Below are 23619 nucleotides of genomic sequence, written 5' to 3'. Positions count from 1 at the left end.
TGTCGCCAGAATCACTTAAACGATCGCGGCGGACGCCGACTTCCCGACGCTGGACTCTGCGGGGCGGCCTCCGGACTCGCGAGCGCTCAGTCCCACGGGTTCGTGCCGACGAGGTTCAACACGACGAGCGCGGCGATCGAAACCCCGACGAGGACGAGCGCGACGGGGAACGCCTCGGAGAGCCCGGTCGTGGTGAACGACACCCAGATCTGGACCGGCATGGTCCGGGGGTAGTAAGCAAGCATCATGGTCGCGCCGAACTCGCCCATCGACCGGGCGAACGCCAGCGTCACGCCCGCGAGCACCCCCGGCCACGCGAGCGGCAGGGTCACTCGCCGGAAGGTCGCGGCCCGGGACTCCCCGAGCGTGAACGCCGCCTCTTCGAGTCGATCGTCGACGCCCTCGAAGGCGGCTTTCGCGGTCACGACGACGAACGGCGAGGCCACGAACGTCTGGGCGAGGACCACGCCCGCGAGCGACCGGGTGAGCGGGACGCCCGCGGCGGCGGCCGCGGTCCCGACCGCGGAGTTCGGCCCGACCAGCGTCAGCAGGACGAGACCGCTCACGATCGGCGGGAGCACGAGCGGTAACACCACGATCGCGACGACGAGGCTCCGCCACCGGGTCTCGGTCCGAGCGAGCCAGTAGGCGAGCGGCAGGCCGAGCGCGGTCGCGACGACGGTGCTCGCGGTCGCCGAGACCAGCGAGTTCGTGACCGCCCCGATCACGCTCGGGTCCCCGAGCCGCGCGGCCACGTCGCCCGGCGGGCGAGCCACGACCAGCGCCGCCAGCGGGAGGAGGTAGTAACACAGCAACAGGCCCCCGAGCAGGAGAGCGACGGTGAGCCACCCCGTCGAGCGGACCTCACTCCGCGATCGCGTCGGGAACATCGCCTCCGAACTCGGGGTAGTCGTCGGGCACTTCGAAGCCGTACTCGGTCAGATAGTCGCCGGTCGCGTGCGCCTCGAACACCGCCCGGACCGTCCGGGTCGGCTCCGAGCGAATCGTGGTCGCGTAGCGCACGGGCGCGCCCCGGACGGTCTTGCCGCTCGGCAGGGTGTACGAGACTGTCCGGTAGGTCTCCTCGCGGTCGGGGTCGCTGAGGTCGATCTCGGGCGGCAGGTCGACGTACTCGTAGCCTCGCGCGAGCGCGTCGCTCCGGTAGGTGAACGCGGCGTCGACGTTGCCGGTCTCGAACTGGCTCACGAGCTGGGTCTCGGGGTAGAGCTGGTCGCGGCTGGGGATCGCCTCCCGGAGGTCGGCGTCTGTGTCGTAGCGCTCGGTGGCGAGCTCCAGCGCGAAGAGGGTGCGATAGCCGAGCGGATCGAGGTCGGGGTCGGTGCGCCCGAGCGTCACCTCCCCGTCGAGTAGCGGTCGGAACCACGCCTCGGACCCGGCGTCGGCGAGCGCCCGGCCGCCCGGCGTGTCGGGGTCGTAGGCGATCACGACCGAGTTGGTCGCGAACGCCGCGTGCCACGGCGGATCGAGCGGCCCGTCGAACAGCACGGGGTCGGCCACCGACACGATGTCGGGGTCTTTCTGTCCCTCGTCGACCAGTCGGGCGAGCGCCGCCGAGCCGCGGGCCTCGACGCGGAGGGTCGTCCCTCGGTCCCGAAGCGTCGGCCGGAGGCCGTTCTCGAGGGCGTGGTTGAGACTCCCGGCGGCGAGGAGTTCGACGGGCCCCGAGTCGGTGGTCTCGGCCGACGGCCCGCCGGCCGACAGGTGGGTCACACAGCCCGCGAGCCCGCTCGCGAGGATCGCCGCCCCGCCGGCGAGGACGCCGCGGCGCGATCGTCGAGGCTCAGAGTCGGCCATAGTGGGATTCCCAGTGGTTACTCAAAAGTTGTATCGAAACCAAAATACGTTACTCCCGAACAAGTTCGGCTCTGTGGCGTGAGGCTCAGTAGTGCCAGTCGAACTCCTCGAAGTCGGGGTCGCGCCCCTCGACGAACGCGTCGCGGCCCTCCCGGGCCTCGTCGGTCATGTACGCGAGTCGGGTGGCCTCGCCCGCGAACACCTGCTGGCCGACCATCCCGTCGGAGTCGAGGTTGAACGCGTACTTGAGCATCCGGATCGCGGTCGGGCTCTTGCGGTTGATCTCGGCCGCCCACTCCAGCGCGACCGCTTCGAGGTCCTCGTGGGGGACCACCTCGTTGACCATCCCCATCTCCTCGGCCTCCGCGGCGCTGTAATCCTTTCCGAGGAAGAAGATCTCGCGGGCCTTCTTCTGGCCGACCTGCCGGGCGAGGTACGCCGAGCCGAACCCGCCGTCGAACGACGCCACGTCCGGGTCGGTCTGCTTGAACACGGCGTGGTCCTCGCTCGCGATGGTCAGATCGCAGACGACGTGGAGGCTGTGGCCGCCGCCGACCGCCCACCCGGGGACGACACAGACCACCGGCTTGGGGATGTGGCGGATGAGGCGCTGGACTTCGAGAATGTGGAGCCGACCGCCCTCGGCGGCGCGGCCGGTCTCGCCGTCCTCGCCTCGATACTCGTAGCCGTCCTCGCCCCGGACAGTCTGGTCGCCGCCCGCGCAGAACGCCCACCCGCCGTCTTTCGGCGAGGGACCGTTGCCGGTCAGCAGGACACAGCCGACGTCGGTCTGGCGCTTGGCGTGGTCGAGTGCGTCGTAGAGTTCGTCGACGGTTTTGGGTCGGAAGGCGTTCCGGACCGCCGGCCGGTCGAACGCGATCCGGACCGTCCCCGAATCGACCGCGCGGTGGTACGTGATGTCGTCGAAGTCCGGCCCCGCGGCCTCCCACGCCTCGGGGTCGAAGGTCTCTGAGACCATACCCCCGAGTGGGTGGGGAACCCCCAAATAGGTTCCACGTTCGTCACTCGTCGAGGTCCTTCCACTCGTCGGGGTCGCCCTCGCGAAACTCCCCCTTGGCGTGGCGCTCGCGGGGCCAGAACGCGATCGCGACCATCGCCAGATAGAACGCGCCGACGGTCCCGATCACGGCGACGCCCGGGATGGTGCCGATCGCGGCGGCCGTCAGCCAGTCCTCGCGGGGCGCGAACGCCGTGATCCGGAACGCCCACGCGACGAGCAGGACGCCGAGCAGGGCGAGATAGACCCGCTTGAGCCGGTTCGCGAGCGCCTCGGGAACCGAGACCTTCCGCGTCGGCCGCCGGTAGTCGCGGCTGAGTTGGGCGCGCCAGTCGCGGCTCTCGACGCCGTCTGAGGGGTCGAGCGCGTTCGCGAACAGGTTCTCCTGCAGGAGTCGGACCCGCGACCGGAAGACGTCGTAGTCGCGGTAGCGCCGCGCCTCGATGCCGAGGAAGATAGCGACGACGACGACCCCGATCAGCAGAATGTAGTGGGGGTTGTCGCCGCTCGAAAACGCCCACGTCAGGATCGCCGCCAGCACGGTCACCGACCACGTCGTGGCCTGATCAAGCCGCTGGCGCCACGTCCCGACCCGATCGACCTCCCCGCGGTAGGCGTGGGCCATCACCGATCCGAGACCCGTACTCTCGTCGACCATCTCGCGGCCGATCTCCCGCTGGTCGGGAGCCTGCGGATCGAACTCGTCGTCGCTCGAATCGGTCATAGGTGAACAACGCGCTCGGCTCGCATATGCGGTGTGGCGGGGCGACTCGACGCGACGGCCCGGCCCGTTTTCCGGGGGACGAACTTACTTCACGCCAGATTCCGTGCGTACGCCCATGACCGACGCAAGCCAGCAGGCCTCGACGCCACCGACCGCGGCCCGAGTCGACCACCTCGAACGCTCGAAGATCCGCGTGATGTTCGATCTCGCCGCCGAACACGACGGCGATCCCGTCCGACTCCACGTCGGCGAGCCCGACTTCGACACCCCCGAGCACGTCCTCGACGCGGCCGACCGGGCGGCCCGCGACGGCGAGACTCACTACACGGTCAATCAGGGGATCGCGCCGCTCCGTGAGGCCGTCGCCGACGAACTCGCCCGCGAGAGCGACGTGACGGTCTCGCCCGAGCAGGTGACCGTCAAGTCGGGCGCGATGGAGGCCCTCGCGCTGGGGACCCTCGCGGTGGCCGACCCCGGCGACGAGGTGGTGATCCCGACGCCGGCGTGGCCGAACTACTACAACCACGCCGCGATGGCGGGCGCGACCCCGGTAGAGGTCCCGCTGTCGGCCGACGAGGGGTTCGACCTCGACGCCGACCGCGTGGCCGACGCCATCGGCGACGACACCGCCGCCGTGATCCTGACGACCCCGTCGAACCCGACCGGACGGGTCTACGACGAGGACGCGGTCAGCGAGGTGGTCGACGCCGCCGCGGCCCACGACGCCTACGTCTTCGCCGACGAGGTGTACGGTCGGCTCACGTACGACGAGTCGTTCCGGGGGATGGCGTCGTACGTCGACCACCCCGAGCGGGTGCTGACAGTCGGCTCGTGCTCGAAGACCTACGCGATGACCGGCTGGCGGCTCGGCTGGCTCGCGGGCCCCCAGCAGATCGTCGACGCGGTCACACAGCTGGGCGAGAGCACCACCGCCTGCTCGTCGAGCGTGAGCCAGCACGCCGCGCTGGCCGCGCTGACCGGACCCCAAGAGCCCGTCGCGGAGATGAAGGCGGCGTTCGAGGAGCGCCGGGACTACGTGGTCGAGCGCGTCGCCGACATCGACGGCGTCTCGTGTCCGCGCCCCGAGGGGGCGTTCTACGCGTTCCTCGACGTGAGCGAGTTCGAGGGCGGGAGCTTCGACGTCGCCAAGCGCCTGCTCGAGGAGTACGGAGTCGTGACCGCGCCCGGCGACGGCTTCGGCGACGCCGGCGAGGGCTACCTCCGGATCAGCTTCGCGAACAGCTTAGACCGCATCGAGACGGGCCTCGACCGAATCGAGGAGATGGCTCGGGCCGAGAGGTAGCGACCGTTCGATCCGCCCCGAGAGCGGTCCCCGGAAGGCGAGGAGTTATTCTGGTGGCCTCGGAAGGCCCCCGCATGGCAGACCGACCGCTCGAACCCTCTGACCTGTACGACCTGCGCCGGGTCCGAACCGTCGCCGTCTCTCCGGACGGTGAGCGCGTCGCTTTCGTGGTCAGCGAGGCCGACGAGAGCGAGGACGCGTGGCACGAATCACTGTTCGTCGCGCCGACCGACGGCTCTCGGGAGCCCCACCGCCTGACCAGCCGTCCCGGTGCGGGGTCGCCCGAATGGAGTCCCGACGGGTCGAAGCTGGCGTTCGTGGCCGCCCGCCCCGCGGACACCGAACTCACGACTTCGGGCGACGAGCCGGCGACCGACGGGGAAGACGAACGGGCCGGAAGCGACGACGAGCCCGAACCGCAGGTCTGGGCGTTCGATCTGGAGCGCGGCGGGGACGCCCGCCAACTCACCGACTTCGAGGAGGGCGTCGAGTCGTTCGACTGGGGGCCCGCCGGCGAGCGACTCGTCGTCGCGGCTCGCGATCCGACCGACGACCAACGCGAGTACCTCGCCGCCCGTCGGGAGGACGACGCCCCGATCGAGACCGAGCGCCTCCAGCACAAGTACGACGGGAAGGGCTGGCTCGACGAGGTGCGGACTTATCTGTTCGTGGTCGACTGCGAGAGCCGAGAAACCGACCGACTCGACGACGCCTACGGCGGCGGCGCCCAAGAGCCCGCGACCGGGCTCCAACCGAGATGGTCGCCCGACGGCGGCCACGTTGCCTTCCTCTCGAACCGGACCGACCGCCCCGACGACTCGGGCGCGATGGACGCCTACACGATCGCGCCCGACGGGTCGGGGCTCCGGCGGGTCACGGACGGCGACCTGTTCGTCAGCGACCTCGCGTGGAGTCCCGGCGGCGACCGGATCGCGCTGGCCGCCCGGGCGGCCGACAACTGGTACGACACGACGGAGGTGCTGGTCGCCGATCCCGATACCGGCGACGCGTCGTCGGTCTCGGAGTCCCTCGACCGGACCCTCTCGCGGGCCGGGATGGTCCGGTGGGTCGACGACGACACCCTGCTCGGTCCGTTCGCCGACGAGGGCCGAACCCGACTCGTTCGACTCCGCACCGACGGCGAGCCCGAGCGCGTCTTCGACCGACAGAACGACTCGGAGACCGTTGCCGGCTTCGACGCGGCGGGCGGAACCGCGGCGCTCGTGCGCACGTCGCCCGACGAGACCCCGGACGTGTACGCGCTCCCCGTCTCCGAGGTGTCGACGGACGGCGGCTCGGGGGCGCTCCGGCGCGTTTCGAACCTGAACGACGGATTGGTCGCGGCGGTCGAAACCCCGTCCAGCGAGCGCGTCAGCTTCGAAAACGGGAACGGCGACGACATCGAGGCCATCGCGTACCTCCCGGCCGACTTCGACCCGGCGCGCCCCGAGGAACGCCCCTTGATAGTGAAGATTCACGGCGGCCCCATGGCGTACGACGAACCGAAGTTCGGCTTCGAGGAGACCTACTGGACCGGCCGGGGGTACGCTGTCCTCGAAGTGAACTACCGCGGGTCGACCTCGTACGGCCGGGCGTTCAGCGAGCAGATCCGCGGCGAGTGGGGCCCGCGAGAGACCGACGACGTCGTCTCGGGCGCCCGAGCGCTGGTCGATCGGGGGTGGGCCGATCCCGACCGGCTGTTCGTCACCGGGTTCTCGCAGGGCGGGATCAACACCCTCCACGTCCTCACCCGTACGGACGACTTCGCGGCGGCGGCACCCGAGCACGGCATCTACGACTTCTACGGGCTGTACGGAACCGCCGACACCCACCACTGGTACGAGAGCGACCTCGGCCTCCCGTGGGAGAACCCCGAGGGCTATCGCGCGATTTCGACCATTCAGGACGTCGGGGCGGTCGAGACGCCGACCCTCCTCACCGCCGGCGAAGACGACTGGCGGTGCCCGCCGTGGCAGGCCGAACAGCTGTACGTCCGCCTCAAGAAGCGCGACGTGCCCTCGAAGCTCGTGGTGTACCCCGACGAACACCACAACGTCGGCGACCCCGAGCGCACGATCCACCGACTGCGAACCCTGACCGACTGGTTCGAGACCCACGACCCGGCGATCGACGAGCGGGCCTAGACCTCCATCAGTTCCCTGCAACGGCCGATGAACGTGTTGTGGACCGCGAACACCTCGGCGTCGAGCGCGACTGCGGTGCCGGTGTTGGCGTCGTGGGCGAAGTGCATCTCGACGGCGTTCTCGAAGCACTTGACCGTGCAGTTCAGCTCGCCGTGGTCGTAGAGGCTCTCCTGATGGGGCTTGCCGAGTCCTTCGAGTCGGACGTCGTCGACCGCCCGCTCGATCTCCCCGTCGGCGTAGCGGTCGGCGACGTCGTCGCGGAGATACACCACCTGCCAGTCGTCGGCGGTGTAGTGGACGACGCTCCGGAGGTGGTCGCCGACGCGCTCGCGCAGGAACTCGGTCAGCGATTCGGCGGCGGCTACTGACATGGTTCGGGCTGAATTGACGCTAAACGGACATTAATGTTGCCTCGGTCATCACCGAGCACAACGGCCCGGGCTACCCGAGGCGGCGACCGACTCGCTCGGCGAGTTCCTCGCGGTAGCGGTGGCTCTCGGCGGCCTCGGTCACGACTTCGATCACCTGAGTCCCGTCGCGGTCGACCGAGTCGGCGAACGCAGACCGGAACGACCCGAGGTCGGCGACCCGCTCGAACTCCAGCCCGTAGAGGTCGCCGGTCGCCTCGAAGTCGAGCCCGTGGGGGGTCTTGAACTGGTCGGTGAACGGCGGGTCGAACCCCTCGATCGGGAGCATGTGGAAGATGCCCCCGCCGTCGTTGTTGATCTCGACGACGGTGGCGTCGACGCCACACCGCCTGACCGCGAGCAGACCGTTCATGTCGTGGTAGTACGCGAGGTCGCCGGTGACGACGACGAGGGGGTCGTCGGTCGCGCTCCCCGCGCCCAGCCCGGTCGACGCGATGCCGTCGATGCCGCTCGCGCCCCGGTTGCCCAGTACCGTCAGCGCCGCCGCCCGGGGCTCGCCGAAGCGGTCGAGGTCCCGGACCGGCATGCTGTTCGAGACCATCACGGTCGCCGGGTCGGGCGCGTCGGCGGCCACCGCCGAGAGCACCCCGCCCTCGAACAGGCGGTCCTCGCGGGCCGATTCGACGGTCTCCCAGTACTCGCGCTCGGCGTCGACGAACCGCCGGCGCCACGCACGCCCCGAGTCGCCGGCCTCGTCGGCGTCGAGCGCCGAGGCGAGTCGCTCGGCGAGCAGGGTCGGATCGGCCGCCAGCAGGTCGGTCGCGGCGAACGTCGCCTCGCGCCACTCGCCCGCCGGGTCGACGAGGAACTGGCGGGCGTCGCTGGCACCGAGATACTGCCGGAGCACCTTCGAAGTGGGCGAGGCGCCGAACCGGACGACCACCGCCGGGTCGGGCCACGAATCGGCGACGGCGTCGAGGTAACCGTCGTAGCCGCCGGCGACCAGCGGGCCGCCGTCGTCGGGCGTCGCGTGCCCGAAGCGGTGGCCCGAGAGAGGGTCTGCGAGCACCGGAAAGCCGGTCGCCGCCGCGAGGTCGGCGAGCGCCGCCCGGTCGGGCGTCGGCGCGTCGGCGGGGCCGACCACGACCAGCCCGCGGTCGGCGTCGGCGACCGCGTCCCGGACCACCCGGAGGTCGGTCTCGTCGAGGCCCGGGCGCCCGCCGGCGGTCCGGACGAACGGCCCATCCCGACCGTCGGCCGCGAGCGGGTGGTCGTCGGGGAAGCCCTCGGGCACGTCGCCGGGCACCTCGATCGGTTCGAGGGGCTTGCGGAACGGGACGTTGAGGTGGACCGGCCCCGGTGGCGTGCCGGTCGACTCCGCGACGGCGCGGCCCGCGGTCGTCCGGACCGACCGGAGCTTGCGGTCGTCGGCCTCGGGCTCGGGGAGCTCGGTGTACCACCGGACCGCGTCGCCGTAGAGCTTCTGTTGGTCGACGGTCTGGTTCGCGCCGGAGTCTCTGAGCTCGGGCGGCCGGTCGGCGGTGAGCACGACCATCGGGACCCGGGCCTGATTCGCCTCGATGATCGCGGGATGGAAGTTGGCGGCCGCGGTGCCCGAGGTACAGACCAGCGGCGTCGGGCGCCCGGTGCGCTTGGCCCGCCCGAGCGCGAAGAAGGCCGCCGACCGCTCGTCGAGGTGCGAGAACACGGTGAGGTCGCTGTCGGCGAACGCCACGGTGAGCGGCGTCGACCGGCTCCCGGGCGCGATACACACCGCCTCGATCCCGGCGGCCTCGAACTCGGCGACGAGGGCCTCGGCCCACAGCGCGTTGCGGTTCGGCGCCGGGGCGTCCGAGCGGTCGGTCATCGCTGGAGTTCGTCGAGGATCGGCCGGTACTTCAGCTGGACCTCCTCGTACTCGGTCTCGGGGTCGCTGTCGGCGACGATGCCGTTGCCGGCGAACAGCGTCACCCGCCGGTCGGTCGCGACCCCCGACCGGAGGCCGACCGCGAACGTGCCGTCGCCGTCGGCGTCGAACCAGCCGACGGGCGCGGCGTACCACCCGCGGTCGAAGCTCTCGACCGCCCGGATGGTCGCCAGCGCCTCCTCGAGCGGGAGCCCGCCGACCGCGGGCGTCGGGTGGAGCGCCTCGGCCACCGAGAGGACGTGGCCGGCGTCGTCGGGGAACTCGGCCTCGACCGGGGTCCAGAGGTGCTGGATGTTCGCGAGCTTCCTGACCTGCCGGTCGCCGACCCTGACCGAGCCGGCGAGGGGGCCGAGCTGGTCGCGGATCGTCTCGACGACCAGCTCGTGCTCGTGGCGCATCTTCTCGCTGTCCCGGAGGTCGGCTTCGAGTCGCTCGTCTTCGGCGTCGGTCTCGCCCCGCCCGACCGACCCTGCGAGCGCGTCGGTCTCGACCGTCCGGCCCCGGAGAGTCGCGAGCCGCTCGGGCGTCGCGCCGAAAAAGCCCGCCTCGGCGGTCGGCTCGAAGAGGAACCGGAAGCAGTCGGGGTACGACTCGCCGAGGCGTTCGAGGACGTCCGGAATCGGGACGGGGCCGTCGAGGTCGGCCGAAAGCGCCTGCGCGAGGGTGACCTTCCGGAGGTCGCCGCGCTCGATGCGCTCGACCGCGCCCCGGACCTGCGCGGCCCACTCCTCGCGGGTCGCTGTCGGCTCCGTGGCGACGACCGACGGGAGGCGGCTCTCGGGCGCGTCGTCGACGAGACGCTCGCGGACCGATTCGAGCTCCTCGTCGACGGTCTCGGGCGCGCTTTCGGGCACCGAGACGGTCAGCCACGTCTCGCCGTCGGCGCGGGTCAGGAGGGTGCGCGGGAGCACGAAGTGGGCCGGCGGGAACCCCCGCCACGGCGCGAGCGCTTCGTGATCGTCGTGAAACGAGAACCCGCCGAACAGCCGCGGACGGGCGACCCCGGGCCCGTCGTACTCGACCCCGTCGAAGAGGTCGGCCGCGTCCTCGCGGACGGACTCGAAGCGGTTCGGATCGGTCGCGATGATCCGGGCCGCGCTCCCGCCGCCCGCGAACTCCGGCCCGTACGGGCTGGTCCAGTAGACGCGAGGGGCGTCGCGCCCGGCGAGAAACGACCGGGCGGCGCAGTCGGGTAGCTGGCAGGCCCGGCTCGCGACCGCGGAGCCGGTCGGTTCGGCCGACACCTGTCCGTCGCGGGGCGATGACTCCATTCAGTCGGACTCAGGGTCGGGAACCCTTCAGTCTAACTGTATCGCTGTTCGCGCCACGGGTTCGCGGTGTCGGAGTAGCCCCGCTTCTCCCAGTAGCCCCGCTCGGGGTCGGTGAGGAACTCGACGCTGTCGACCCACTTCGCGCCCTTGTAGGCGTACTTGTGCGGCGTCACTACCCGGAGCGGGCCGCCGTGTTCGCGCGCGAGCGGCTCGCCGCCGTACTCGTAGACGAACAGCACTTCCTCGCGCATGCACTCTTCGAGGGTCAGATCGGTCGTGTAGCCGTCGAGCGCGGAGAACATGACGTGGACCGCCTCGTCGTCGACGCCCGCCCGCTCGGCGAGCGTCGCGAACGGGACGCCAGTGAACTCGCAGTCGAACTTGCTCCAGCCGGTCACGCAGTGAAAGTCCTGACGCTGGGTCTCGGTCGGGAGGTCTCTGAACGCCTCCCACGAGAACGCCAGCTCGTCGTCGACGGCGCCCGAGACGGTGAACTCCCACGTCTCGGGGTCCCAGTCGGGGGTCCCGCCCTTCGAGAGGACCGGAAACTTGCTGGTCTCCCGCTGGCCCGGCGGGAGGCGGTCGCCGTCGAACTCCTCGTGGAGGTCGGTCACGTCCGTGAGGCTCATGTCCCGTGGTCGGGCTGGGAGACAAGTAGGTCTATCGACTCGGGGCGATTCGGCTCGCGACCGACCGCGAAAACCGCGTGTTTCGCGGTCGTAACCCGACGTTTCCCGAGAGAAACGTGGGGTACTCGCGGGCATCGACTCAATAACAAAGGACGCGTGGCCAAAGATTCGAGTTGCATGGCGATGCAAAAACAAACCCAAGACAGTGGTAGCGGAGCGGCGATGGAGGCCGCCGAGGACTCGACGACCGACATCGCGGTTCTCGCGTCGGTAGCGTCCGTCGCGCTCTCGTGGTATCAGTTCTTCGTTCGGGGCGACCGCGAGATGGGGCTGTTCGTCGGCCTGTGGGCGCCCACGATCATCGGGTTCGCCAGCTACTTCAATCAGAAGCGGATGGAGCGAAAGCTCGCGTCGCTGGGTCCGAGCCGGATCAAAGACTCGATCGAGCAGATGCTGAGCGGCCGATAACCGCCGCCCGAACCCCTTTATTTAATCGTCCGAGCGCTGTCCGGCGGTCGGTCCCGCGAATTCCGACTGAGTGAGTCTGAGTTACGACTCCCCGAACAGAATTTTCGGTAGTAGATAAAACCTTTAGGAACACTCGAACTCTCCCCGTCAGACTTAAGAACACCCCTCCCGAAGCCACCAATGTTCCAATGCCGAAGGTAGAGATAACTATCCCGGAGCACCTCGAAATGCAGATCGCCCAGATGGTCGAACAGGGCGAGTTCGTCAACCGCGAGGAAGCGATCGAGGACCTCCTCTCGACCGGCCTGAAAGCCTACAAGACGAGCGGCCCCATGGACGACGACGACCGCGAGCCCGGCCTCGAAGACGAAGGCATGATGGGTCACGAAGACGAGTACGTCTTCTAGCTCTCCCTTTCTCTCGTGGGACCCGTTCTCAGAAACCCTTAAACCGAACAGTTCCCTACCCACGTCCATGCACAAAGACGAGCTTCTCGAACTCCACGAGGAGATGGTCCTCATCATGGAGTACTTTCAGGACCGCGAGAGCGTCGCCGACGGGCTGTTCGACCCCTACGAGGAACTGGACGTCGACCCCTCGCACGTCCACAAGTCCAAGAGCGAGCACAAACACGCCGTATTCGTCCTCGGCAACGCGCTCGCGACCGCGATGAGCGACGACGAGTTCAGCGAGGCCGGCCGCATCGGCAAGCGCATGCAGGAACTCGCCGACGACGCCGAGTCTAAGATCTAAAACGACACTACGACCTTTTGCCGCGGGCGCGCCCCGAGCGGCGCGCCCTTGCAAAAGCTCGATCAAAAACACGGCGTCACCGCCTCAGTCACACCCTCGCTTCGCTCGGGGTGTTCCTTCGACGGTTCCTTGGTCCGCTCGCTCCCTTCGGTCGCTCGCGGCGGATTGTGGTGTGGGTCCGTGGAACGTGTCCCCGAGCTACGCACTGTTTTGTGACCTTCGTGACTCCCATCGTCCACGGGAGGCGAGCAATTGTACCGAGAGCGAGGGCGAAGCCCGAGCGAGCGGACCAAGGAACCCCCGAAGGGGGTGACGCAGGATTTTGATCGAGCTTTTGCAAGGGCGCGCCGCGAGCGGCGCGCCCGCAGCAAAAGGTCGCGGGCCGCAAGATATTTAGAAGGGCTTTGGCTTGACCGTAACATGGAAACGCGCACGGTCGAGCAGGTCGAAGGCTGGAACTCCCGTCCGTTTTCGGACGGGTACGCCGGCCTGCGCGAACTCTCTGACGGGGAGTTCTCGGGGGCGGTACGAACGGGTGGGGCGTGGCTGTTCATGCTCAACGGGCGGGCAATCGGCGTCCACGAGGGCGATCTGGACGACTTCGAGGACGCCGACGGAACCGCGTACGCCGCGCCACACCCCTCGCTCCCGCTGCTCTTCAGCATGCAAGAGACCGGCGGCGACACGCGAGCCAAGTACTACACCAACGACACGCCGCTGACGGAGGTCGATTCGACGCTCAGCGACGGCGGGTTCACTGGTTTCATCGAACTCAGCGAGAACGTCCTGAGCGGGGACTACTACGTCGCCTACTACGGCGGGCGCTCGATGAGCGTGGCGTTCGTCGGCGCGAGCGAACAGGTCGTCTCCGGCGATGAGGCGTTCGAACGGGCGGCCGACGAGGTGGGCATCTACAAAGTCACCGACGTCGACATCGACGTGATCGACCTCCCCGAACCCGAGGAGCCCGACGACCCCGCCCCGGATGCTCCGAGCGCCGGCGGCGCTGACGGCGGGACGGCCCCGGACTCGACGCCCGCCACCGGACGCGACCAGCGCCGAGGGCCGTCCGAGGAGGCCGACGCCTCGCCGGCGACCGACGCGACCGAGACCGACCCCTCCCGAGGCGGCGATCCGTCCGAAGCCCGAGACGCGTCCGGGACGGAGACCGAGAGACGAACCGCGTCCGGGACGGGCAGTCGGTCCGAGCGCGCGGACGCGCGAGATAACGCCCCGCAAAGTGCTCGGGAGCGTGGCGACCAGTCGGCGCCCGGTGGCGGACCGACCGCCGAGGCGTCGACCGACGCCGGCGACGCCCCGGCCGAACGCTCTCCCGATACCTCATCGGCCGAGTCCGCCCCGACCGAGGCGACCACCGGAGCCGAGGTCGCCGATACCGACTCCGCGGAGCCGGCCGGTGGCGCCGCGAGCGCCGAGGTGCAATCCGAGCCGACGCCGAGCGCGGCGGCGGACGAATCGCCGGCCGACGCCGGCGAGGACGAGCCGACCACGCCGACCGGTTCGGGCGAATCGTCGGACGAACGCCAGAGCGACGACGGCGAGATGTTCGAAGGCGAGGCCGAGTGGCGCGAGACCACCACGATTCCCTCGCTCGACCCCGACCGGACGGCCGACGACGCGGGTCCCGAGCGGACCGGCGAGCGCGCCGCGGCGGGGTCGACCCCCTCGCCGTCGCCGTCGGGGTCGGCGACCGAGAGTCGCGGCGGTTCCGAGCCCTCGAACGGGTCGGCGGGCCGACGCTCCGGAGCGGCGGACCGTTCGCGGACCGACGACCCGCGGGCGAGCGGCGAGTCGAGCCGAGCGTCGAAGGCCCGCGAGCCGTCTTCGGGCGAGTCGACGGACGACGCCGACGAGCGCGTCGCGGAGGTCCGGTCGGAGCTCCGCCAGCGCACCAAGGAGGTCGAGAAACTCAAGCGTCGGCTCTCGTCGATCAAGTCCGAGCGCGACGAGTTGGCGCGCGAGCGCGACGCGCTCCGCCAGGAGGTCGACCGCCTCGAATCCGAACTCGACGCGGCCGAATCGGGCGGCTCGGTCGACGCGAGTTCGCGCCTCGGCGCGGGCGAGGCCTTCGAGGGGACGAACCTCTTCGTTCGCTACCGCTCGAAGGGCGACGCGACCCTCGAACAGGCGGCCGCGGGGGACGCAGAGCCCGACGAGGTGAACGCGAACCTCCAGCTCGAACACCACACCCAGTTCGAGGCGGCCGACGTCGCGGTCGACGGCGCGCGGTTCGAGGAGTTTCTCACCGACTCCTTCGAGTACCGGTTCGCCTCGTGGGTCGTCGAACAGCTCCTCTACGAGATCCGAGAGACGGGCTACGAGAGCCGCCTCCAGGGGCTCTACGATGCGATCTCCAAGATCGACCGGGTCGACTTCCACGGGTCGGTCGGCGCGGGCACCGACGGCGACGACACCCGCCAGGAGACGTTCGACGTCATCATGCGCGACCGGATGGGAAACCCTCTGATCGTCGCGGACCTAAACGACTCGCGTGACCCCACGACAGGGGAGATGATGGGATCGCTCGTCGACGCCGCGACCGGCGTCGCGCAGGCTCACGGAGAACTCGTCGGCGCGTTCCAGGTGACCGAGAGCTTCTTCGAGCCCGCGGCCCTGGAGACGACGGAAACGGCGACCAGCGGCGGCCTTCTGAGCCGCGAGAAGAGAGCGAGTTTCGTCAAGCTCTCGCGGAAACGCGGGTTCCACCTCTGTTTAGTCGAGTCCCGAAGCGGCGGCTTCCACCTGAACGTCCCGGAGCTTTAGTTCTCGGCTTCGGGCGTTTCGCTGATCTTCATCTCCTCGAGCTTCGCGGTCGTCTCGTCGATCTTACCGTCGAGTTCGGAGACGAACTCCTCGGTGCGCTCGGTCGTGATCGCACCCTGGCTCGAGGGTTCGATGAGGTTCTCCTCTTCGAGAACCCGGAGGGAGTACCGAACCTTGTGGTGGGGGTAGCCGGTCTCGTTCGACATCTTCACGATGCCGATCGGTTCGCTCTCGATGACCATCTTCAGCACCTGAAGATGTCGTTCCAGCATATCGACTTCCTTCTCCAGTCTATCTATCATGGCATGTGTTAACTTGTCTTAGAGGGTTTTAAAAGTTATTGTCCCGGACCGCGGTGTTCCGGATCAGATCGATGCTTGTCGGTGCGAACAGTTAACGGTTCTGGTCAGGCCGTCCGGTGTCGGCGATCCGGTGTATCCTCGATAGTGCGCTTTTCGCACACCGGTCGCGAAGTAGTATCCACGGACGTGCATTTTCGGGGCGTAACGATCGAAATCGGTTTAGGGAATCGGCGAGAATCACTCCGCGTAATGACCGTAACTATCGTCGGATCGCAACTCGGAGACGAGGGCAAGGGCGGGGTCGTCGACCTCTTCGGCGACGCCGCCGACGTCGTCGCTCGCTATCAGGGCGGGGACAACGCGGGCCACACCGTCGTCGAGGGCGGGACGGAGTACAAACTCTCGCTCGTCCCGAGCGGCGCGGTGCGGGACAAGGTCGGCGTGCTCGGCAACGGCTGTGTGGTCAACCCCGCGACGCTGTTCGAGGAGATCGACGACCTCCGCGACCGGGGGCTGGCTCCCGACGTGCGGGTCGCCGAGCGCGCGCACGTCATCCTCCCGTATCACCGCGTGCTCGACGGCATCGAAGAGGAGGCCAAAAGCGACTCGGACATGAAAGTCGGCACGACGGGCCGCGGGATCGGGCCGACCTACGAGGACAAGGTCGGCCGGCGCGGGCTCCGGATCGCCGACCTGCTCGATCCGGAGGGCCTCCGCGAGAAACTCGAGTACGTGGTGGCCCAGAAGCGCGCGCTCGCCGAGGACGTGTTCGGCGTGGACGTCGACGGACCCGACGCCGACGAGGAGATCGGATCGGCGTTCGACGTCGACGCGATCCACGAGGAGTACAGCGAGTACGGACGCCGGCTTCGCGAGGAGGACATGACCGTCAACGCCGGGGCCTTCCTCGCCGATCGCATCGAGCGCGGCGAGGAGGTCATGTTCGAGGGTGCACAAGGCACCTCGATCGACATCGACCACGGCAACTACCCCTACGTCACCTCCTCGAACCCCACCGCGGGCTACGCCGCGACCGGGACGGGCGTCGGCCCGACGACGGTCGGGCGGGGCGAGGTCGTCGGGATCGTGAAGGCGTACCTCTCGCGGGTCGGGTCGGGGCCGCTCCCGACCGAACTGAAAGGCGACGACGAAAGCGAGGAGCTCGCCGAGTACATCCGCGAGGAGGGCGGCGAGTACGGCACCGTCACGGGCCGGCCCCGCCGGGTCGGGTGGCTCGATATCCCGATGTTGCGCCACGCCGCGCGCGCGAACGGCTTTACGGGCCTCGCGATCAACCACATCGACGTGCTGGCGGGTCTCGACGAGGTGAAGGTGGGCCACAGCTACGACCTCGACGGCGAGGAAGTGTTCACCCTGCCGGCCACCACCGAGCAGTGGGCCGACTGCGAGCCGAACCTCCGGCGGTTCGACGGCTGGTCGGACGTCGACTGGGCGGCGGTCGCCGAGGAGGGGTACGACGCGGTCCCCGAGAACGCCCGAGCGTACCTCGAGTACGTCAGCGACGAACTCGACACCGACATCTACGCGGTCGGCGTCGGCCCCGGTCGCGAGGAGACGGTCGTGCTCGAAGACCCCTTCGAGTGACCCCGAGGTGAGCGGACGGCCCGGAGTTCGGCCGGACGACCTATATAGGGCGGCGACGATTTAAGGAGACGCGGACTCTCTAGTTCTGCGCGGCGCGTCGGGGCGGCGCCGTCGACGCCACGACCACTGGACGGTGGACCGACCGCCGCGCGAGGAGAATGCAAAAAGTCGAGCTCATCTACGTGCACGCGCTGCTCGCGGCTGTTCACGAGTACCTCGCGGACCGTCACGATCTGCCCGAGTCGTTCCCGAAGTACGACGCCGAGGTAGGACCCTATCAGATCCAACACCGGAAGGCCGACCACGAGGCGGCGGCCCGCACGCTGGCCGCCCACATCGCCGACGAGCTCTCGACCGACGAGCCCGAGCCGGAACTGTCGGAGCCGTGACGGTCACCTCGGAGCCGGCCGTCGAACCGAACCGAGCGACGCCATCGAGCGGGGGTTCGCCCACCCGAAACCCGTCACGCTTTTGGCCCGTCCCCACACAGTCCAACCCATGAAGGAGTCGCTGATGGACATCATCTGTTGTCCGCTGGACAAGCAGGAGCTCGAACTCGACGCGACCGAGACCGACGACGAGGAGGTCCTCGCGGGCACGCTGACCTGCACCGAGTGCGGTGAGACCTACCCGATCGAAGACGGCATCCCGAACCTGCTACCTCCCGACATGCGGGACGTCGAGGCCTGAACTTTTTTCTACCCGGGCGCGAAGGTGTGAACCGAGTGTCAGAGAACCTCACCGTCCACCTGAACGACGACCGGCTCCACGACATCCGGACAGCGACCGCGTTCAAGGCGACCGGCTCGTTCGCCGTCGTGCTGAACAACGGCGACGCGCCGGTCCACGTCCACCTCCGGCTCGACGACGAGCTCTCGTCGGTGGCGTCGATCCGGGCGAACAACCACTTCGTGGGCGCCGACACCGCCCGGCAGGTGAACGTCGAGGTCGAGGACGGCCCCCGACCGGTCGACGGCCAGCTCAAGATCGTCACCGGTCACGGCGCCGAGACCGACTACGTCAGCGTCTCGATCGTCGACCCCGAGGAGAGCGAGGAGACCGTCGCGGTCGACGAGGCGCTCGCCGCACCCGCCCCGGACCGCGACCGCGACGACGACGCCGACGGTGGACTCGGCGGCGTCGACCCGGACCTCGGCGCGAACGCGCCGCTTGCGGCGCTCGGGCTGTTCGCGGTCGCGGTCGCCGCGAGCACCGCACTGCTGGCCGACAGCGCGGTCGTCCTCGTCGGCGTCGGGGCCGTGATCGCCAGTCTCGCGGCCGCCGGCTACCTTCTCGTCCGGTGACGCCCCGGTTCGTTCGGTCCGACAGCACCCAACCGTTTTACCCGTCGGCTCCGAGCCCACACCCATGTCACTCGCCGAAGACGCGCGCGCCGCGGTCCGGGATCGCCCCGTCCTGCTGGCCGCCCTGCGCGCGGGCGTCGTCAACTACACCGCCGCGGCGCGAGCGCTGGCCGACGACGTCGACGGCGACACCGAGTCGGTCGCGACCGCGCTCCGGCGGTTCGCCGAGACGCTCTCGGAACGTACGGTCGATTCGCGCGACGTCCGGGTCACCATGACCAGCGGCGTCGGGATCGCGAGCGAGGGGGCCGACGACCCGGTGCTCGCGGTCGGCGGGGTCGCGCTCGCACCCGGCGCGGGGTCGCTCACCGCCGTCCTCGCGACCGGCGAGGTCGACGCCGCGGCGCTGGCACACGTTCTGGGACGACTGGACGCCGAGGGCGCGGGCGTCCGGGCCGCGGGCCTCGCGGGCGAGGCGCTCGCGGTCGCGGTCGAGCGCCGCGACGGCCCCGACGCGCTCCGGATCGCCGAGGACGCGCTGGCGTCGGTCCCGACTCGCGACGGGACGGACGCCGACGGGTAGCGCTCCGACGGGCCCGTCGGCGCGTACTGTCCCTTTCGAATGTTTCAAACGGGCCGTGGGGCTACTAGTCGCCAATGACGCTCCAAGTGACGAACACGCTCTCGGGCGACCGGGAACCGTTCGAGCCCCAGGATCCGGACTCGGTGTTGCTCTACTACTGCGGGCTGACGGTCTCGGACTTCGCCCACCTCGGCCACGCCCGGTCGTGGGTCCACGTCGACGCGATGCACCGGTGGCTCGAACACGTCGGATACGACGTGCGCCACGTCGAGAACTTCACCGACGTGAACGAGAAGATCGTCGCGCGGACGGGCGAAGACGACCTCGGTGACACCGAGAGCGAGGTCGCCCGGACGTTCATCGGGGAGGTCATCGAGGACATGCGCTCGCTCAACCTCAAGCGCGCGGAGGTGTACCCGCGGGTGAGCGAGCACGTCCCCGAGATCGTCGACCTCGTCGAGACGCTGATCGAGAAGGGCTACGCCTACGAGTCGAACGGCTCGGTGTACTTCGACGTGACCGAGTTCGAGGAGTACGGCAAGCTCTCGAACCAGCGGGTCGAGGAGATGGAAGCTCAGGGCGAGGAGAGCGAGCGCGCCGAGAAGCGCAACCCCGCCGACTTCGCGCTCTGGAAGGCCGGCGAGGCCCACCCGGACAACGCGGGGCCGGGCGGCCAGACGTGGGACTCCCCGTGGGGCGAGGGCCGGCCCGGCTGGCACATCGAGTGCTCGGCGATGAGCATGACCCACCTCGGCGAGACCCTCGACGTCCACGTCGGCGGTCAGGACCTCGTGTTCCCCCATCACGAGAACGAGATTGCCCAGAGCGAGGCCGCGACCGGCGAGCAGTTCGCGAAGTACTGGCTCCACGTCAGCCTGCTTGAGACCGGCGGCGAGAAGATGTCCTCGTCGCTGGAGAACTACTTCACGGTCCGGAACGCGGTCTCGGAGTTCGGGTCGAACGCGGTCCGGATGTTCCTGCTGTCGACGGCGTACAACAGTCGCCAGACCTACAGCGAGGAGACCCTGAGCGAGGCGGTCGAGCGCTGGGAGCGCCTCGAACGGGGCTACGACCGGGCGGTCGAGGCGGTCGACGGCGTCGACGCCCGGACGAAAGTCGAGGACGGCGACCTCCGGGCGGCGGTCGCCGACGCCCGCGAGTCGTTCGCCGGTGCGATGAACGACGACTTCAACACTCGCGAGGCCATCGCGGCGCTACTCGAACTCGTCTCGGCGGTCAACAGGCACGTCGACGACCGCGAGACCTACGACTACCGGGCGCTCCGGGACGCCGTCGAGGCGTTCGAGGAACTGGGCGGTGAGGTGCTCGGGTTCGCGCTCGCCGCCGACGCCGAGGGCGACGTCCGACTGCTCGACGAGCTGGTCGAGCTCGTGCTCGACGTCCGCGAGCGCGAGCGCGAGTCGGGCAACTACGAGCGAGCCGACGACCTGCGCGACGAGCTCGCGGCGCTCGGCGTCGAGGTTCAGGACACCGACGACGGCGCCACGTTCCGGATCGAGTAGCCCGTCGGCTCCCGAGCGGCGAGATCGGCGGTCCCTCGTCGATCCTTTCGGTCGGCCTCGGTGGCCGTCGCCGGCCACGAGATTGATAAGGGCCCTCTGATTACCGGGCGAGTAGCATGAGGAAACCCGTAGCTACTGGCACGCTACTCGCCCTGCTGGTCGTCACCAGCGGGTGCGTCGGCGTTCTCTCTGGACCGGTCACGTTCGCCGCCACGGAGGCGACGGTGAGCGAGGCCGCGCTCGAATCGACCGGATACGAACACAACCGCACCGAGGAGATGGTGGTCAACCGCACCTTCTCGGCGGCGGGCCAGAGCAAGGACGTGGAGGTGACAAACTGGATCTCCGAGTACCACCAGAGCGTCGGCATCGAGGGGCTGGCCGAACAGCGCGTCGCGGTGTTCGCGACCTTCGCGAGCCCGACGGTCGAGGTGGTGGGCCAGTCGTTCAACCCGCTCGACGACTACGACAACCGCGAGCTCGCCGAGCAGTTCACCGCCCAACTCGCGAGCGTCGGCGACGTCCGCAGGGTCGGCAGTCGGACGATCACGATGCTCGATAGCGACGCGAACGTCACGAAGTTCGAGGCGACCGTGACCACCAGTACCGGACTCGAGTTCGACGCCTACCTCCACGTCACGAAGGTCGAACACGGCGACGACTTCGTGGGGGCGATCGCAGTGTATCCCAAACAGCTCCCCGACCAGCAGGCCGCGATCAACGAACTGATCCGCGGCGTCGAACACGAGGCGTAGCGCCAAACCCTTTTCTCGTTCGCGCGCGAGCCGCGAGTATGAACGGTGCGTTCGCCGCCGGAGCCGGGCTCACACTGCTCGGCCTCGTCGGCTATCTCGCGGGGCTCGTTGCCGCCTATCCCGGCCGGGCGTTCTCGGTGTCGGGCGTGATGGTCGGCATCACACTGCTCGCGATCGGTGCGGACACGACCGGCGCCGCGGGGGCCGACTCGTGACCGTCCGCTCGGTGGTGTACTCCGCCGACGGGACGACCGACTACACCGATCTGGCCGAGGCCCGAGGCGCCGACGGGACGACGTGGGTTCGGGTGTCGGACGGCACGCCGGCCGAACTGGACCGGGTGGCCGAGACGTTCGGTATTCACCCGCTGTCGGTCGAGGACGTGCGAAACGACGTGCGCCCGAAGACCGAGGAGTTCGACGACCACACCTTCGTCCTGCTGAAGACCGCCTCACTGCGCCGGGGCGAGACGACGTTCGAGGAGGAGATCCGAACCCGAAACGTCGGGCTGTTCGTGGGCGACGACTGGATCGTGTCCCTATCGACCCACGACCTCTCGGCGGTCGAGCGCGTCTGGGGGATGGTCGAGTCCGAGGAGGGCCGGCTCCTCCGACAGGGCGCGGACTTCGCGGTCTATCGGATCGTCGACGCGGTCGTCGACGACTACTTCGAGGTGCTCGACCAGATCGAAGACCAGATCGAGGCCGTCGAGGACGACGTGACCACGGCGGCCGACATCGACACGCTGGAGGTCATCAACAACGTCCGCCGGGAACTGCTCTCGTTTCGGAAACTGCTGTGGCCGACTCGCGAGGCCGCCGGCTCGCTCGCCCGCGGCGACCCCGACCAGATTCAGGAGTCGACCGAGAAGTACTTCCGGGACGTGTACGACCACCTCGTCCAGTTGGTCGATCTGACCGAGACCTATCGGGACCTCGCGAGCGGCGCGCGCGACATCTACCTCAACTCGCTGTCGCTGTCGACCAACGAGGTGATGAAGCGACTGACCGTCGTCGCGACCGTGGTCCTCCCGCTGACGTTCGTCGTCGGGGTCTACGGGATGAACTTCGAGGGGAGCCCGTACAACATGCCCGAGCTCGGCTGGACGTACGGCTATCCCGCCGTGATGGTCGGGATGCTCGGCGTGACGGTGGTGCTGGTGGCGTACTTCAGGCGGTCGGGGTACGTCTGAGCTGGCGAGCCGTCCGAAACCGGTTCGACTAAACCGCCGCCGTCCGACACCGTCAACGATGAGCACGCTCTCGCGGCTCGAAGCGCGGACCCCGCCGATGGCGGGGCTCGCGGTCGCGATCGTCGCGGTCAGCACCAGCGCCATCCTGATCCGATACAGCGAGGCCCCGAGCATCGTCAAGGCGCTCTACCGCGTGGTGTTTACCACGCTCATGCTCGCGCCGGTGGCGGTCACGCGCTACCGGGAGGACCTCCGGCGGCTCTCGGGGCGGGACGCGGCGATCGCGGTCGTCACCGGGGTCGCGCTCGCGGCTCACTTCGCGACGTGGTTCGAGAGTCTGGAGTGGACGACCGTCGCGGCGAGCGTCACGCTGGTCCAGTCCCAGCCGCTGTTCGTCGCGGTCGGCGCGTCCCTCCTGCTCGAGGAGACCGTCACCCGCCGGATGGCGGCCGGAATCCTGATCGCGGTCGCCGGGGTCGCGGTGATGTCGCTCGGGGGGCTGTTGTCGGGGGCGGCGCTCGCCGGCGCCCGACCATTGTTCGGCAACGGGCTGGCGCTGGTCGGCGCCGTGATGGCGGCCGGCTACGTCCTCGCGGGGCGGTCGCTCCGCCAGCGGGTCGCGCTCGTCCCGTACGTCACGGTGGTGTACGCCGTCTGTGCGCTCGCGCTGTTGGCGGTCGCGGTCGGTCAGGGCGCGACCGTGGCGCTGACCGCCTACGAGCCCACCGAGTGGCTCCTCTTTCTCGGGATGGCGATCGGGCCCGGGATCTTCGGTCACACGGTCATCAACTGGGCGCTGAAGTACGTCGAGTCGAGCGTGGTCAGCGTCACCCTGCTCGGCGAACCGGTGGGGTCGACCCTGCTCGCGCTCGTCCTGCTCGGGGAGGTCCCCGACGCGTTCACCGTCGCCGGCGGCGCGGTCGTGCTCGCTGGCATCTACGTCACCGCGCGAAGCCGTCCGTAGCGACGCCGAGTTCTCGGTCGGATTTCTGAACGCTCGACAGGCACGGCCTACGGCCGTATAGCCGACGGTTTGTGAACGGTCAGGCGCGTTCTGTTCGGGCGACAGCCGGTGGATAACAAAGGGCGGGTACGCCGGAAGTTGTCGGGTAACGATGTCGTGACGACCGATTCGACGGTTAAGACCGACG

Annotated in this window: 25 protein-coding genes; 16 read left to right on the top strand and 9 right to left on the bottom strand. The window is 69.3% G+C overall.

The annotated features are described in order from the left end of the window. Window positions 1-86: 86 nt before the first annotated feature. From EPL04_RS08580 to EPL04_RS08565, 4 genes are all read right to left on the bottom strand, one after another. On the bottom strand, window positions 87-890 hold the full coding sequence (locus tag EPL04_RS08580) for a molybdate ABC transporter permease subunit (protein ID WP_134670912.1): 804 nt from the start codon (window positions 888-890) through the stop codon (window positions 87-89). Then, window positions 865-1815, bottom strand: coding sequence for an extracellular solute-binding protein (locus EPL04_RS08575; RefSeq protein ID WP_134670911.1), 951 nt, complete (start codon window positions 1813-1815; stop codon window positions 865-867). Before EPL04_RS08575 ends, EPL04_RS08580 begins: the two co-directional genes overlap by 26 nt. Before the next feature lie 85 nt (window positions 1816-1900). Continuing rightward, window positions 1901-2794, bottom strand: coding sequence for a 1,4-dihydroxy-2-naphthoyl-CoA synthase (locus EPL04_RS08570; protein WP_134670910.1), 894 nt, complete (start codon window positions 2792-2794; stop codon window positions 1901-1903). Window positions 2795-2837: 43 nt separating this feature from the next. Further along, window positions 2838-3557, bottom strand: coding sequence for a DUF2270 domain-containing protein (locus EPL04_RS08565; RefSeq protein ID WP_134670909.1), 720 nt, complete (start codon window positions 3555-3557; stop codon window positions 2838-2840). Between the two features lie 115 nt (window positions 3558-3672). On the opposite strand from EPL04_RS08565, the gene EPL04_RS08560 reads away from it, so the two are divergent. Next, window positions 3673-4860, top strand: coding sequence for a pyridoxal phosphate-dependent aminotransferase (locus EPL04_RS08560; RefSeq protein ID WP_209019597.1), 1188 nt, complete (start codon window positions 3673-3675; stop codon window positions 4858-4860). A gap of 74 nt (window positions 4861-4934) precedes the next feature. Next, the gene (locus EPL04_RS08555; protein WP_134670908.1) at window positions 4935-7004 is read left to right on the top strand and encodes a S9 family peptidase; all 2070 of its coding nucleotides are present in this window, start codon (window positions 4935-4937) and stop codon (window positions 7002-7004) included. Here the strand turns inward: EPL04_RS08555 and EPL04_RS08550 are convergent. The 4 genes from EPL04_RS08550 to EPL04_RS08535 form a co-directional block, all read right to left on the bottom strand. Next, window positions 7001-7375 carry a DUF7522 family protein gene (locus tag EPL04_RS08550; protein ID WP_134670907.1) on the bottom strand — a complete coding sequence of 125 codons (375 nt, stop codon included), beginning with the start codon at window positions 7373-7375 and terminating at the stop codon, window positions 7001-7003. The genes EPL04_RS08555 and EPL04_RS08550 overlap by 4 nt on opposite strands. Before the next feature lie 70 nt (window positions 7376-7445). Continuing rightward, window positions 7446-9239 carry a 2-succinyl-5-enolpyruvyl-6-hydroxy-3-cyclohexene-1-carboxylic-acid synthase gene (gene menD, locus EPL04_RS08545; RefSeq protein ID WP_134670906.1) on the bottom strand — a complete coding sequence of 598 codons (1794 nt, stop codon included), beginning with the start codon at window positions 9237-9239 and terminating at the stop codon, window positions 7446-7448. Beyond that, complete coding sequence (locus tag EPL04_RS08540; protein ID WP_134670905.1) at window positions 9236-10570, bottom strand: isochorismate synthase; 1335 nt, start codon at window positions 10568-10570, stop codon at window positions 9236-9238. The genes menD and EPL04_RS08540 overlap by 4 nt, the downstream gene beginning before the upstream one ends. A gap of 32 nt (window positions 10571-10602) precedes the next feature. Next, complete coding sequence (locus EPL04_RS08535) at window positions 10603-11199, bottom strand: sulfite oxidase-like oxidoreductase (protein ID WP_134670904.1); 597 nt, start codon at window positions 11197-11199, stop codon at window positions 10603-10605. A 222-nt stretch (window positions 11200-11421) separates the two neighbouring features. Here EPL04_RS08535 and EPL04_RS08530 point away from each other — a divergent pair, with 222 nt between their 5' ends. From EPL04_RS08530 to EPL04_RS08515, 4 genes are all read left to right on the top strand, one after another. Next, entirely contained in the window at window positions 11422-11667 is a 246-nt protein-coding gene (locus tag EPL04_RS08530) for a hypothetical protein (protein ID WP_134670969.1), read from the top strand. Window positions 11668-11855: 188 nt separating this feature from the next. Continuing rightward, a complete protein-coding gene (locus EPL04_RS08525) occupies window positions 11856-12074 on the top strand; it encodes a ribbon-helix-helix domain-containing protein (protein ID WP_115865556.1) in 219 nt (72 codons plus the stop codon). Between the two features lie 67 nt (window positions 12075-12141). Next, complete coding sequence (locus EPL04_RS08520) at window positions 12142-12420, top strand: UPF0058 family protein (protein WP_134670903.1); 279 nt, start codon at window positions 12142-12144, stop codon at window positions 12418-12420. Between the two features lie 420 nt (window positions 12421-12840). Continuing rightward, on the top strand, window positions 12841-15204 hold the full coding sequence (locus tag EPL04_RS08515; RefSeq protein ID WP_134670902.1) for a DUF7527 domain-containing protein: 2364 nt from the start codon (window positions 12841-12843) through the stop codon (window positions 15202-15204). Here EPL04_RS08515 and EPL04_RS08510 read toward each other — a convergent pair. Continuing rightward, entirely contained in the window at window positions 15201-15506 is a 306-nt protein-coding gene (locus EPL04_RS08510; RefSeq protein WP_134670901.1) for a hypothetical protein, read from the bottom strand. The two genes, EPL04_RS08515 and EPL04_RS08510, sit on opposite strands and share 4 nt — an antisense overlap. A 249-nt stretch (window positions 15507-15755) precedes the next feature. On the opposite strand from EPL04_RS08510, the gene EPL04_RS08505 reads away from it, so the two are divergent. The 10 genes from EPL04_RS08505 (at window position 15756) to EPL04_RS08465 (ending at window position 23432) form a co-directional block, all read left to right on the top strand. Further along, window positions 15756-17111, top strand: coding sequence for an adenylosuccinate synthase (locus EPL04_RS08505; RefSeq protein WP_134670900.1), 1356 nt, complete (start codon window positions 15756-15758; stop codon window positions 17109-17111). A gap of 158 nt (window positions 17112-17269) precedes the next feature. Next, window positions 17270-17500, top strand: a complete 231-nt coding sequence (locus tag EPL04_RS08500; protein WP_134670899.1) for a UPF0058 family protein — start codon at window positions 17270-17272, stop codon at window positions 17498-17500. Window positions 17501-17609: 109 nt separating this feature from the next. Then, window positions 17610-17801, top strand: coding sequence for a methytransferase partner Trm112 (locus EPL04_RS08495; protein ID WP_134670898.1), 192 nt, complete (start codon window positions 17610-17612; stop codon window positions 17799-17801). 35 nt (window positions 17802-17836) lie between these two features. Beyond that, entirely contained in the window at window positions 17837-18415 is a 579-nt protein-coding gene (locus EPL04_RS08490; protein WP_134670897.1) for a DUF7524 family protein, read from the top strand. 64 nt (window positions 18416-18479) lie between these two features. Next, entirely contained in the window at window positions 18480-18998 is a 519-nt protein-coding gene (locus EPL04_RS08485) for a DUF7523 family protein (RefSeq protein ID WP_134670896.1), read from the top strand. A gap of 74 nt (window positions 18999-19072) precedes the next feature. Continuing rightward, on the top strand, window positions 19073-20521 hold the full coding sequence (gene cysS / locus EPL04_RS08480) for a cysteine--tRNA ligase (RefSeq protein ID WP_134670895.1): 1449 nt from the start codon (window positions 19073-19075) through the stop codon (window positions 20519-20521). Between the two features lie 116 nt (window positions 20522-20637). After that, a complete protein-coding gene (locus EPL04_RS08475) occupies window positions 20638-21276 on the top strand; it encodes a DUF6517 family protein (protein ID WP_134670894.1) in 639 nt (212 codons plus the stop codon). 38 nt (window positions 21277-21314) lie between these two features. Further along, the gene (locus tag EPL04_RS18720; protein ID WP_167599444.1) at window positions 21315-21491 is read left to right on the top strand and encodes a hypothetical protein; all 177 of its coding nucleotides are present in this window, start codon (window positions 21315-21317) and stop codon (window positions 21489-21491) included. Further along, a complete protein-coding gene (corA, locus tag EPL04_RS08470) occupies window positions 21488-22468 on the top strand; it encodes a magnesium/cobalt transporter CorA (RefSeq protein WP_134670893.1) in 981 nt (326 codons plus the stop codon). Before EPL04_RS18720 ends, corA begins: the two co-directional genes overlap by 4 nt. A gap of 58 nt (window positions 22469-22526) precedes the next feature. Continuing rightward, window positions 22527-23432: a DMT family transporter gene (locus EPL04_RS08465; RefSeq protein WP_134670892.1), complete on the top strand. Its 906-nt coding sequence runs from the start codon at window positions 22527-22529 to the stop codon at window positions 23430-23432. Window positions 23433-23619: the final 187 nt, after the last annotated feature.

Origin of the sequence: Halorussus marinus, from assembly GCF_004521895.1 — an archaeon.
Taxonomy (GTDB): Archaea; Halobacteriota; Halobacteria; order Halobacteriales; family Haladaptataceae; genus Halorussus; species Halorussus marinus.
The sequence above is the reverse complement of the archived record's forward strand: the minus strand, read 5'-3'. Positions and strand labels throughout refer to the sequence as shown.